The sequence below is a fragment of the Asticcacaulis sp. genome (assembly GCF_020217185.1).
GTDB lineage: Bacteria > Pseudomonadota > Alphaproteobacteria > Caulobacterales > Caulobacteraceae > Asticcacaulis.
This window is the reverse complement of sequence record NZ_JAIWNX010000292.1, coordinates 1-13115: the sequence shown is the minus strand read 5'-3', so window position 1 is coordinate 13115 and position 13115 is coordinate 1. Positions and strand designations below refer to the sequence as shown.

At 62.2% G+C, this 13115-nt stretch carries 9 protein-coding genes; 8 read left to right on the top strand and 1 reads right to left on the bottom strand.

Annotated features, from left to right (window positions below):
• The first annotated feature begins 95 nt into the window (after nucleotides 1-95).
• The 8 genes from LDL37_RS14985 (at nucleotide 96) to LDL37_RS14950 (ending at nucleotide 12019) form a co-directional block, all read left to right on the top strand.
• Nucleotides 96-1325, top strand: a complete 1230-nt coding sequence (locus LDL37_RS14985) for an FAD-dependent oxidoreductase (protein WP_290799621.1) — start codon at nucleotides 96-98, stop codon at nucleotides 1323-1325.
• A 5-nt stretch (nucleotides 1326-1330) separates the two neighbouring features.
• Complete coding sequence (locus tag LDL37_RS14980; RefSeq protein ID WP_290799620.1) at nucleotides 1331-2518, top strand: Xaa-Pro peptidase family protein; 1188 nt, start codon at nucleotides 1331-1333, stop codon at nucleotides 2516-2518.
• A 51-nt stretch (nucleotides 2519-2569) separates the two neighbouring features.
• Nucleotides 2570-2869 carry an antitoxin of toxin-antitoxin stability system gene (locus LDL37_RS14975; protein WP_290799619.1) on the top strand — a complete coding sequence of 100 codons (300 nt, stop codon included), beginning with the start codon at nucleotides 2570-2572 and terminating at the stop codon, nucleotides 2867-2869.
• A complete protein-coding gene (locus LDL37_RS14970; RefSeq protein WP_290799618.1) occupies nucleotides 2866-3141 on the top strand; it encodes a type II toxin-antitoxin system RelE/ParE family toxin in 276 nt (91 codons plus the stop codon). Before LDL37_RS14975 ends, LDL37_RS14970 begins: the two co-directional genes overlap by 4 nt.
• Before the next feature lie 64 nt (nucleotides 3142-3205).
• Entirely contained in the window at nucleotides 3206-6388 is a 3183-nt protein-coding gene (locus LDL37_RS14965; protein ID WP_290799617.1) for a glycoside hydrolase family 2 TIM barrel-domain containing protein, read from the top strand.
• Nucleotides 6389-6844: 456 nt separating this feature from the next.
• On the top strand, nucleotides 6845-8644 hold the full coding sequence (locus LDL37_RS14960) for a DUF885 family protein (RefSeq protein ID WP_290799616.1): 1800 nt from the start codon (nucleotides 6845-6847) through the stop codon (nucleotides 8642-8644).
• Between the two features lie 17 nt (nucleotides 8645-8661).
• Nucleotides 8662-11001, top strand: coding sequence for a S9 family peptidase (locus LDL37_RS14955; RefSeq protein ID WP_290799615.1), 2340 nt, complete (start codon nucleotides 8662-8664; stop codon nucleotides 10999-11001).
• Nucleotides 11002-11005: 4 nt separating this feature from the next.
• Nucleotides 11006-12019 (top strand): Ldh family oxidoreductase, encoded by a 1014-nt coding sequence (locus LDL37_RS14950; protein ID WP_290799614.1) that lies wholly within the window; start codon nucleotides 11006-11008, stop codon nucleotides 12017-12019.
• On the opposite strand, the gene LDL37_RS14945 is transcribed toward LDL37_RS14950, so the two are convergent.
• Nucleotides 12009-13031, bottom strand: coding sequence for a cupin-like domain-containing protein (locus LDL37_RS14945; RefSeq protein WP_290799613.1), 1023 nt, complete (start codon nucleotides 13029-13031; stop codon nucleotides 12009-12011). The genes LDL37_RS14950 and LDL37_RS14945 overlap by 11 nt on opposite strands.
• Nucleotides 13032-13115: the final 84 nt, after the last annotated feature.

Sequence of the window (13115 nt, the reverse complement as noted above, 5' to 3'; positions counted from 1 at the left end):
GCGCCAATCGACTTTCATTGTTTACTCCAACTGCTTGCGTAAGAATATATACCGTATACAATATGCAATGATGCGGCGCAAGAAGGAACGTGCATTTGTCTAAGGTTATCATTGTCGGGGGCGGAATCGTCGGTCTGTCCATCGCCCTGGAACTCCAGAAACGCCGCGGCGATGTGATTTTGCTGGACCCGGAATCCCCCCAGAAAGGCGCATCATACGGCAATGCGGGCCATATTGCTATCGAACAGGTGGAGCCGCTAGCCTCTTGGGACCTGATTCGCAGCGCGTGGCGGCGCTGGTTTGCGCGCGGCGGGGCCTTATCCTTTCCGCCGTCAGGGGTTTCGGCGTGGCTGCCCTTTGGGTTGCGACTGATGGCCGCAGCCGAGCCGGCGCGCTTTGCGCACGGCAAGACGGCCTTGTCTGGCCTGATGCGTGAGGCCATGCCCGCCTGGCGGCGGCTGGTGCAGTCGCTGGGGGTGCCGGATTTGATCCGCGAAGACGGCCACTATGTCGTCTGGGAGAGCGAGGCGTCGGCAAAGGCCGGTCTGGCCGCCTGGCGCGAGACGGATACCGGTTCGGCGCGTTTCCATGTCCTCACCCCGGACGAGCGGGCGGCGGTGTCGGCACTGACGCCGCGGCCTCTGTCTGGCGGTATCCGTTTTGAGAATACGGGTCAGGTCGCCGACAATGCGCGCCTGCTGGCGCAGATGGAGGCGGCCTATCTGGCGGCAGGCGGGCAGGTGGTACGGCAAAAGGCGGTGCGGCTGTGCCTGCGCGACGGCCATGCGCAGGTCGAATGCGATGACGGCCTGATGCGGGCGGCGGAATCGGTGATCATCTGTGCCGGGGTGCGTTCCAAATCGCTGATGCAGGGGATCGGCCACGCCGTGCCACTGATCGCCGAGCGCGGCTATCATATCCAGAGTGCCCGGCACGGCTGGCCCGCAGGGATGCCGCCCGTGGTGTTCGAGGACCGTTCGATGATCGTGACGGGCTTTGAGGGCGGCTTGCGCGCCGCCAGCTTTGTCGAACTGAACCAGCCCGATGCGCCGCCGGACGCGCGCAAATGGCAGAGGCTGCGGCAGCACGTCAGCGAGCTGGGCCTGCCGATGGACGGGGAGGTGGCGCAATGGATGGGCATACGCCCGACCCTGCCGGACTATCTGCCGGCCATCGGGCGCAGCGACAAGGCGCAGAATCTCTACTATGCCTTCGGGCATCAGCATCTGGGCCTGACATTGGGGCCCGTCACCGGCGAGATCGTCGCCGACATGGTCGAAAGCGGCATGGGTCCGCAGGCCTTTGATATCAAGCGTTTCGGATAAGAGGTATGTCTATGAGCATTGGCGGTTCCACCATCGAGGCCGAACTGGCGAAGCTGAGCCCGCCGCAGGCCGCGGCGGCCATTGGCGACTATGAATATCAGGCGCGTCTGGACAAGGCGCGGCGGTTGACGCGCGATCTGGGGGCGAAGGCGCTGCTGGTCGGGGCCGGGGCGTCTTTGCGCTATTTTGCCGGGGTGCCGTGGGGCGCGTCGGAGCGTCTGGTGGCCATGCTGCTGCCGGTCGAAGGCGAGCCGCTGATCATCTGCCCCTATTTCGAGCGCGGGTCGCTGGAGGCCGATCTGAAGATCCCGGCGGAACTGCGCCTGTGGCAGGAGGACGAGAGCCCGCACGCCCTGATCCACGCCGCCATGCAGGACCTGGGCGGCGGTGTGCTGGCCGTCGATCCGGCGATCAGCTTCGAAATGGTCAGCCGCCTGATGCGCGAAACCGGCCTTGAGGTGCGCGAGGCCTCGGCGGTGATCAATGGCTGCCGCATGTACAAGTCCGAGGCGGAACTGGCCCTGATGCAGCAGGCCAAGTCGATGACCGAAACCGTGCACCGGGCCACGGCGCGCATCCTGAAAGAGGGCATCACCACTACCGAGGTGATCAACTTTATCGAGGCCGCACACCGTAAGATGGGGGCGGCGGGCAACAGCTTCGTCATCGTGCAGTTCGGCCATGCCACCGCTTATCCGCACGGCCTGCCGGGCGTGCAAACCTTGCGGGAAAACGACCTCGTACTGATCGACACGGGCTGCTACGTGCAAGGCTATACGTCCGACATCACCCGCACCTATGTCTATGGGCAGGCGACGGCGGAACAGCAGCGCATCTGGGACATCGAAAAGGAGGCGCAGGCCGCTGCCTTTGCCGCTGTCGAGGTGGGCAAGCCGTGCGAAAGCGTCGATTACGCGGCGCGCGCTATTCTGGAAAAGCACGGGCTGGGGCCGGACTATCAGTTGCCCGGCACGCCGCACCGCACAGGCCACGGCATTGGCCTGAGCATCCACGAACCGGCCTATCTGGTGCGTGGCGACAAGACGCCGCTGGCGCCGGGCATGTGCTTTTCCAACGAGCCGATGATCGTGGTGCCGGAACGCTTCGGTATCCGTCTGGAAGATCATATGTACGTCACGGTATCCGGGGCGAAATGGTTTACCGAACCGCAACCGGCCATCGACCGGTTGTGAGGTGGGTACTAACGGTGTATATACGAAGTCACTACTTCGGAAGGGGCAGCCATGTCCAAAGACGCCATATTCACCCTGAAGATCGAGCCTGAGCTGCGCGAGGCCTTCATGGCCGAAGCGGCCGCCACCCACCGTCCGGCCTCACAAATCGTGCGTGAGTTCATGCGTGACTATGTGGAACGGCAAAGGAAAGATCGTGAATACGAGGCGTGGTTCCGAGCCGAGGTCGAGGCCGGTCTTCGCGAGGCCAATGACCCAGATGCGGTTTGGGTGACCCACGAAGAGGTGAAAGCCAATATGGACCGGCAGCGTCAGGATTTTCTGGCGCGCCTTAAGGCATCCGGTGAATGAGGCGCATTGTCTGGTCGCTGATTGCTGAAAAGAAGCGGGCAGCCGCCCTCGAATACATTGCTGCGGATAGCGTCAAAGCCGCCCTGGGCCAGCTTGCTGAAATCGACAGGCAAGTCGATCTGCTGATTGATCAGCCGCACATGGGTCGGCCCGGCCGTATCCAGGGGACACGGGAACTGGTCATACGGCATACGCCCTTCATTGTTGTCTATCGTGTTGCGGCTGAACGGGTGCAAATTTTGCGCTTTCTGCATGGTGCCGAAAATCGCTGAACAAGAGTTGCCATATTGTATACCGTATAATAACCTGACCAAAAGCTACAAATGAGGGCAGATCATGGTCAGCAAGGTGGGGGCGCGCCGCGTCCTGTGTGCGGTATCGGTGTCGTGTCTGGCGCTGCTGGCGGCGACCGGCGGGCAGGCTCAGACGGCGGCGGAGCTTAAGGCTATAGCCGATGCCCCGCCGCCCGATGTCACCGGTCGCGCCGAGTGGGAACAGCCGGAAGTCATGGCGGTCAATCGCCTGCCCATGAAGGCGACCTTCTTCAACTATGAGAGCGTGGAAAAGGCCGTGGCCGGTCAGATGGCGGCTTCGGCCAACTATCTGTCCCTCGATGGCACCTGGAAATTCGCCCTGTCCAAGACGCCGGAAACCCGCCCGGTGGATTTCTATAAGCCGGACTTCGATGTCTCCGGCTGGGGCACCGTGCAGGTGCCCGGCATCCTTCAGGCGCAAGGCTATGGCGTGCCGCTGTTCAGCGGGGCCGGCTATCCGTTCGGGGCCAAGCAGCCCTATGTGCGCCACGAGGTGAACGAGGTCGGGTCCTATCGCCGCGATTTTGAGTTGCCGAACTGGAGCGGCAAGGACGTCTTCCTGCATATCGGGGCGGCGGGCGCGGCCTATTATATCTGGGTCAACGGGCAGAAGGTCGGCTATTCCGAAGACTCCAAACTGCCGTCGGAATTCGACCTGACGCCCTATGTCCGGGCGGGTAAGAACACCATCAGTATCGAGCTATATCGCTACGCCGACGGCTCCTACCTTGAGGATCAGGACTTCTGGCGCCTGTCGGGCATCGAGCGCTCGGTCTATCTCTATGCCGAACCCAAAACGCGGCTTGGCGACTATACGGTCACGGCCCTGCTGGATAAGACCTATACGGACGGCGTCTTTGCGCTGGAGGCCGAACTGAAAGGCGTCAAGGGGTCGGGGACGATCACCGCCACCCTGTATGACGGCAAGGCTGTGGTGCTGACGGCCAAGGGGCGCGCCGCTGCGGGCAAGCCGGCGCACCTGTCGGGGACGATCAAAAACGTCCGGCCATGGTCGGCAGAGACGCCGAACCTCTACCGCATGGTTATCGAATACCGTGATGCCAAAGGCGCGCTGGTTTCGGCCACCTCGAAAAAGATCGGCTTTCGCACCATCGAAATCCGCAATGGCGAGGTGCAGGTCAATGGCAAGCGCGTCATGATCAAGGGCGTCAACCGCCACGAGCACGACCCCTATACCTTCCGCGTCGTGTCGCCCGAAACGACGCGCAGGGACATGGAACTGATGAAGCAGGCGCACGTCAATGCGCTGCGCCTGTCGCACTATCCCAACGATCCGCACGTCTATGATCTGGCCGACGAATACGGCCTCTATGTGATGGATGAGGCCAATATCGAGAGCCATACCTATATGGCCATGATCCGCGACATCGATCAGCGCTACAAGGTGCAACTGGGCTATAAGCCGCACTGGTACGCGGCGCACCTCGACCGCGTGTCGCGCATGGTCGAACGCGACAAGAATGTCACCTCGGTCATCTTCTGGTCGCTGGGCAACGAAGCGGGCATCGGGCCGGCTTTTGAGCGCGCGGCCGCATGGGTGCGGGCGCACGACAAGACGCGCCTGCTCAACTTTCTGGGCTATGGCACGATCGGCGAGGAGCACCGCCCCAATGCCTATGTCGATATCTACGCCCCCATGTACGACAGCGCCGTCAAGATGGCCGACTATGCGCAGGACAACCGCTACAGCCAGCCGATGATCCAGTGCGAATACGCCCACGCCATGGGCAACAGTCTGGGCAATCTGGAAGACTATTGGGAGACGATCCGCGCCTATAAGAAGCTGCAAGGCGGCTTTATATGGGACTGGGTCGATCAGGCGGTGATCCGCAAGGACGACAAGGGCAGGCCATACTGGGCGCAGGGCTTCGACTTCCCCAAGGGCGAGTGGGAAGACGACTCGACCATCGGCGACGGCGTGGTGCAGGCCGACCGCACGCCGGACCCGGAATATTACGAGCTTCAGAAGGTCTATTCGCCGGTGGTGTTCGAAGGCGATCCCAGATCGGGGACGTTGACGGTCGTCAACCGCAACGACCTGATCAACCTGTCGGGCTATGCCTTTGGCTGGAAACTCGAAAAGGACGGGGTGACGGTGAAGACCGGGGTGCTGAACGGCGTCAATGCCCCGGCGGCAGGCCGCGCGACGGTGCCGCTCGATCTCGGTGCCGTCAGCTATGACCCGGCGGCCGAATATGTGCTGACCGTCTCAGCCGTGGCCGCCGATGACCGTATGCCGGGCGTGCCGAAAGGCAGTTCGATGGGCTGGACGCAGTTTGTCCTTCAGGCAGCGCGTCCGGCGGCCCTGACCGCCAGCGGGCCGGTGAAAGTCACCCGGACGGCGGCAACGGTCGAACTAAGCGCCGGGACGTCGCGCCTGACGCTCGATGCCAAGACCGGCCTGCTGACCGCCTATGCCGTCAACGGGCAGGTGCTGCTGAGCGGTGGCACGCCCTATTTCTGGCGCGGGCCGACCGATAACGACATCGGCACCGGCGTGGTGACCAGCCACGCCATCTGGAAGACCCTTAGCGAAAAGCGCACACTGGAAACGCTTGAGGTGTCGGAGGCAGGTGAAGTCAGGGTCGGCTGGCGCGTCGGGGCGGGATCGGTGCGCTTTACCACCACCTGGCACCTCTATGGCGACGGCACGTTGAATGTGAAGGCCGACTATGTGCCGCTGCGTGATGACCTGCCCGATCCGCTGCGCGTCGGCCTGAAGTTTGCGACCAACCCCGCTCTGACCGATCTTCAGTGGTACGGGCGCGGGCCGCAGGAATCCTATGCTGATCGCAAGACCGGGGCGGCCATCGGGCTCTATCAGGGCAAGGTGGCCGATCAGTACCACAACTACACCCGGCCGCAGGAGTCGGGCAACAAGACCGATGTACGCTGGATGGCCCTGACCACGGCGACGGGGCAGGGGGTGCGCGTCACCGGTCATCAGCCATTGTCGGCCAATGCCCTGGCCTTCCCGGTTGAGGACCTCTATCAGCAGCCGGTGGGGCAGCGCCACTCGTCAGACATCGCGCCGCATGGCGACGGTACGCTGATGATTGACGCGCTTCAAACGGGGGTGGGCGGCGATACGGGGTGGAATACGGTCGGGCGCCCGCACGTCAAATACCGCATCCCCAATGCGCCGCTGAGCTATGGCTTCATACTCAGTCCCGTGAGTCACTAGTATCGTGAATTTGAAGTTCGCCCGGCTTTCGATATCAAAATGAAGCGAACTTCAAATTCAAAAACGATACTAAATACAATAAGTTGCTAGTGTCCTGTTGGATCTGAAATTCGCCAGAGGACGATATCAAGCGCATGCGAATTTCAGATTCAGGACACTAGAGCGAAATGACTTTAGGTGGAAACGCCATTTCGCTCTAAATTTTTGTTTTATCGCGATGTTTTTGCGGAAAACCGCTCACACTTTTGGCTTCGCCGAACTCCGTTTCCGCACATCGCTCTAGGCCTGAGAGCGTCGGGCGGATAATTGCCGAGCAACCGCTTATGTGCCTTCGGTTTCAGCGGCATGGCCCCCCCTCGTTAAAAGTTAAGATCAAACGACGGAGAGAGTTGACTTATACGTATATCGTATACAACATACAATTTATGGGACTAAATTCAACACAAGGGGCTGGTTATGATGATGCGTTTTGTTCGGGTTTCAACCCTTCTCGCCCTCGGTCTACTGACCGGCGCGTCCGTCTTGCCCATCGCGGCGGCGGCTCAGGTGCCGGCAACCCCGCCCGCCTATCAGGCAACACAGTCGGCTGATGCCAATATCAAGGCCCTTTATGAGGCGGAATGGACCTGGCGTCAGGCGGAGTTTGGTCGCTCCGGGCTGGGGCGCGGCATGGGTGGGGCCAAGCTGCCGTCGGTGACGCCGGAAACCTATGCCCGCCGTCTGGCCTACTGGGACAGGGCACTGGCGGCGTACAGCCAAATTCCGCTGGATGAGCTGTCGCACGAGGAGCGCATCAATGCCGAGGTGTGGTTCGCCTCGGTGTCGGCTCAGGCCGACAATATCCGTTTCAAAACCTACGAAGCGCCGTTCAATTCCGACACCTTCTTCTGGACGCTCAACGCGCGTCAGGGCTTCCGCACGCTCGAAGACTATAACAACTACCTCGCCCGCCTGCGCGATATTCCGCGCTATTTCGGCGAGCAGACGGCCAATATGAAGGCCGGTCTTAAGCGCGGCTACACCGTCCCTTACGTCTCGACCATCGGACGCGACAAGACGATGGAGCCTTACACCAGGACGGATGAGAGCAATCCGCTGTATGACGCCTTCCGTGACATGCCGGAAACCATCCCGGCAGGGGAGCAGGCCCGCCTGAAGGCCGAGGCGATGACGGTCATCCGCAGCGTTGCGGTTCCGGAATACAGCAAGCTCCTGACCTTCTTTCGCACCGAGTATCAGTCCAGGGCGCGCCGCGACTTCGCCGCCTGGTCGCTGCCCGATGGCAAGGCCTTCTATCAGTCGCGCATCCGTGAGTTCGTCACGTTGGATATGACGCCGGAAGAGATCCATCAACTGGGTCTGAAGGAGGTTGCCCGTATCCGCGCCGATATGGAAAAGACCATGCGGGACTCCGGCTTCACCGGCACCTTCCCGGAATTCCTCGTCTTTATGCGCACCGATCCGCAATTCTACGCCAAGACGCCACGTGAACTTCTGTCCTATTCGGCCTATGTATCGAAAAAAGCCGACGGCAAGCTAAAGGATTTCTTTGCCGTCCTGCCACGCTATCGTCACGCCATCCTGCCAGTGCCGGACGCCGTGGCCCCTATCTATACGTCGGGGCGTGGCGGGCTCGATTCATGCCTGATGAACACCTATGACCTGCCGTCGCGCCCGCTGTACAACCTGCCGGCCCTGACCCTGCACGAATGCACGCCCGGCCACTCCTATCAGGCCGCCGCTGCCCTCGAAGCCCCGCCGCGCCCGGATTTCCGCCGCTCGACCGGCTTTTCCGGCTATGGCGAAGGCTGGGGCCTGTACACCGAATGGCTTGGCACCAAGATGGGTATCTATGAGACCCCCTACGAAGAGTTCGGTCGCCAGACCTTTGAGATGTGGCGCGCCGCGCGTCTGGTCATCGACACCGGCCTGCACACGCAGGGCTGGAGCCGTCAGCAGGCTATTGACTATCTGAAAGCCAATACCGCGCTGGCACAGCTCGATATCGAAAACGAGGTGGACCGCTACATCGCCTGGCCGGGTCAGGCCCTGGCCTACAAGATCGGTGAACTGAAGATGCGGGAGATGCGGGCCTTGGCGGAAAAGGAACTGGGCGCGGACTTCGATCAGCGCACCTTCCACGACACCATCCTCAACATGGGTTCGGTGCCGCTGACGACGTTCGAGCGCGAAATGCGCGCCTATATCGCGGCGGAAAAGACGCGTGTGGCGGCCAAGACGGCCTCTGGCAACTAAGATACGGAGCGGGGACGATGAGAAACGGGGTAACGGCGATTCTGGCCGCCACCATGCTGTTCGCCCAGCCGGTGTGGGGTCTTCCGGCTCTGGCCGCGCCTGCGGTGGCCGACTATGAAAAGGCCATCGGCCTGCGCGAGGCGTGGTCGGGTCTGACGCGCGATATTGCGGAGCCTGCGCAGTGGATTGAGGGAACGCAAACCTTCGTCTATCGCAAGTCGGTCGAAGGCGGTTTTCAGTTCATGCTGATGGACGCCGCGACGGGGCAGAAGCGCGTGGCTTTCGATCACGAGCGTCTGGCGGCGGCCTTTAACACTGCGGCCGGCACACATTTTACCGGCCTGACCCTGCCGTTTACGCCACCCTTTTCGATGACGCAGTTCAGCGACGGCGGCCAAAAGGTCGCGATTCGCTGGGATGAGGCGATGTGGTCTTGCGACCTCGCGACCTATGTGTGTCAAAAGTCCGTGGACCGGCGGCAGGATCGCGGTTTTTCCGGCGTGGTACGCGACCTCAAATCGCCCGCCGACAATACGCCAAAGCCGTCGCCGGATGGTCAGTGGCTGGCCTTAGTCGAGGATTTCAACCTTGTGATCCGCCGCAAAGCCGGGGGCGAGGTTATTCGCCTGTCCACCGATGGCTCCGAAGGCCTGTTCTACGATCCGGAGTCGATCAAGTGGTCGCCGGATTCGCAAAAGATCGTGGCGTTACGCGTGCAGCCGGGCTTCCGCCGCGAAGTGGTACGGGTGATCTCTTCGCCCCCCGATCAGGTGCAGCCCAAGGTCGATGTGCAGCTTTACCCGAAGCCCGGTGACGCCATCGACATCGACCGTCCTGTGCTGTTCGACGTGGCAACGCGCCGCCGGATAGAGATTCCCACCGATCTGTTTCCCAACCCGATGGCGACGGACGCTCTGAGCTGGCGCAAGGACAGCCGCGGGGTGCGCTTCGCCTACGATCAGCGCGGCCATCAGCTTTATCGTCTGATTGAGGCCGATGCCGTAACGGGCCAGACGCGGGTCGTGGCCGAGGACCGCTCGGACACCTTCATCAATACCTACAGCCGCCGCTACAGCTACGATGTCGGGGGCGAAGGGCGCGAACTGATCTGGATGTCCGAACGCGACGGCTGGAACCACCTCTATCTGTACGACGCCACGACCGGTAAGGTGAAAACGCAGATCACCAAAGGCGAATATGTGGTGCGTAAGGTGCTGAAGGTCGATGACAAGGTGCGCCAGATCTATTTCGCCGCCAACGGCATGCGTAAGGGCGAAGACCCGTACTTCCAGCACTATTACCGCGTGGATTTCGACGGTAGGAATCTGACACCGCTGACCACGGCCCCGGCTTATCACGATGTCAGCTTCTCGTCGGACATGCGGTACTATACCGACACATATTCGCGGGTGGACCTGCCCAATGTGATGGAGCTGCGCCGGGTAGCGGACCGCAGCCTAGTGGCTACGGTCGAGAGCGGTGACATTTCGCGCCTGACGGCGGCCGGATTCAAACCGCCAGAAGTGTTTACGGCCAAAGGTCGCGACGGCAAAACCGATATCTGGGGCGTCATCGTGCGCCCGACCGATTTCGATCCGAACACAAAATACCCGGTCATTGAAAACATCTATGCCGGGCCGCATTCGTCCTTTGTGCCCAAGACCTTCTGGCCCTTCGGCCCGCACTCCAGCGGTGACAAGGTGATCGGTATGCAGTCTCTGGCCAATATGGGCTTTATCGTCGTGCAGATCGACGGCATGGGCACGCAGAACCGTTCCAAGGCCTTCCATGATGTGGCGTGGAAGAACCTTCAGGACGCCGGTTTCCCCGATCGCATCGCCTGGCATAAGGCGGTGGCCGCCAAATACGGGTTTTACGACATCAGCCGCGTCGGCATCTATGGCGGCTCAGCGGGCGGGCAGAACACACTGAGCGCCCTTGAGGAATATCCTGACTTCTATAAGGCCGGCGTGGCCTATGCCGGCTGCTTCGACAACCGCATGGACAAGATCGGCTGGAACGAGGCGTGGATGGGCTGGCCCGTCGATGACAGCTATGCCCGTGCTTCGGGGGTTGATAATGCCCATAAGCTGAAGGGCGAGGTTCTGCTGGTCGTCGGTGAGTTGGATATGAATGTCGATCCGGCCTCGACGCTTCAGGTGGTCAATGCCCTGATCAAGTCGCGCAAGGATTTCGATCTGATCGTGGTGCCGAACGAAGGCCACGGCGCCTTGCGCAACACAGGCGACGTCAATTACGGCCTGCGCCGTCAGTACGACTTCTTCATCCGCCACCTGCGCGGCGAAGCGACGCCGCAGTGGAATGCACGCCCTGACACCCTGCCGAAACCAAAGTGACAAGATGACTGATACCGTAAGCCTGACCCTCGACGACGCCCGTGCGCTTAGCCTGCGCACCCTGACCGGCAACGGCTTTTCCGAGGCCCATGCCGAGGCGATCACCGCCACCATTCTGGCCGGGCAGCGCGATGAATGCCACTCGCACGGGCTTTACCGCCTGCTGGTCTGCGTGGCAACACGGCGGGCGGGCAAGGTGTCAAACGCTGAACCGCTGATCAGCGACGCGGCACCGGGTCTGGTGCGGGCCGATGCGCAGGGGGCCTATTCGCTGCTGGCTCTGGCGCGCGGTTTGCCGTTTCTGGCGCAAAAGGCGCGCACGCAGGGCATAGCCGCGCTGGCCATCACTCATTGCTACCACTTTTCGGCCCTGTGGCCGGAGGTCGAAGCCATCGCCGCCGAAGGTCTGGTGGGGCTGGCCATGACGCCCAGCCATGCGTGGGTCGCGCCGCATGGCGGCACCAAGGGCGTGTTCGGCACCAATCCGCTGGCCTTTGCCTGGCCGCGTCCGCAGGGCGAGCCGTTCGTGTTTGACTTCGCCACCAGTGCCGCGGCGCGCGGTGAGATCGAACTGCACCGCCGGGCGGGCAAGCCCATCCCCGAAGGCTGGGCGCTCGATAGCGACGGCAGGCCCACGACCGACGCCGAGGCGGCTATGTCCGGGGCCATGCTGACCTTTGGCGGGCATAAGGGCTCGGCCCTGTCGGCCATGATCGAGCTGATGGCCGGGCCGCTGATCGGGGACTTCCTCAGTCTGGAATCCTACGCCTACGATGCGGGACAGGGGGCCACGCCCTATCACGGTGAACTTCTGCTGGCCATCGACCCGGAGACCTTTATGGGCGGGGCCTATGCCCACCATGCGGGCCGGGCTGAGGCCCTGTTTGACGCCATTGTGGGGCAGGGGGCGCGCCTGCCGTCGCAGCGCCGCTATGAGGCCCGTGCGCGCACCGCAGCCACGGGAACGGTGACGATCCCGGCTAGACTTTATCAGGATATTCTGGCCCTTACGGCTTAGGTTTATCTTCGAGCGCCTTTTGCAACTGGCGCTTTAGTCTGCGACGCATGGCGGCGTCCAGCGGACCGTAAAGGCCCTTGTCGCGCGGGGTGAGGTGCGCCACCGGGTCGCCATTCTCACCAAACACATAGTAGGCGAACAGGTTACGCCACACACCGCGTTCGTGCTCAGGCAGGTCACGGATGGCCAGCAGGGCGTGCAAAAAGGCGTCGGATGGCGCGGCGTCGGGCGCAACCGCCGCATCCCACCAGTAGTTGACCAGCACATTGAACGGCGACAGCGAGCGCACCTGATGCCACCAGCCGTAGGGGATATAGAGGGCATCCCCGGCCTCAAGCTCGATATCGACGCGCACGGCCTGCGCCTCGGCATAGCGCGGGTAGCGGCTGAGGTCCGGGCGGTCGATATCGACCATGCTCACCGGCACGCCGCCGATGGTGCGCTCATAGGGGCCGGGATAGAGGTTGGCTAACTGCTCTGGCGGGAACAGGCTGAAGCGCCGCCGCCCGGCCACGACACAGGCGATATTGTCGTTCAGATCGTAATGGGTGCGCGTCACCACGGCATTGCCGATCCAGATGCGCGGGGCGACTTCGGGCAGCAGGTCAAGGCGGTTCTCGGCACCAAAGCCCGGCATTTGCGACGCGATGGGCGTCGATTGCAGGCTGATGGCCAGCGGGTCCGCCTTGTCGCGTTCGCCCAGCAACCGTTCCAGCACCTCGGCCACCGTCGCCGGGCCGTGGCTGAAATTGGTGACATGGGTGTCAAAGCCGTAGAAAAAGGTCCCCCTGGCCTGTGGCGGCGCGACATAGACCCCGGTGGGGGCCCCGCTGTCTTGATTGAGCAGATAGTCGGCCAGCGCCTCATCCGACGTCAGGCCGCAGTGAACGGCAGGCCAGTCCGCCACGACGCCTTTCAGGACGGCGGGATGACGCGCCGGGCGGATAAGCTGTTCAAACGTGGCGCGATCCGCGCGGTTATAAACGGGCAGGGGAGGGAGGTGATCAGACATTAGATTTCCTGCGACGCGATGAGGGGAGGCTGGCAAAAAAGCCGCACCTTGTCCACTGTATACTTTATGTGGCAAAATCGTATA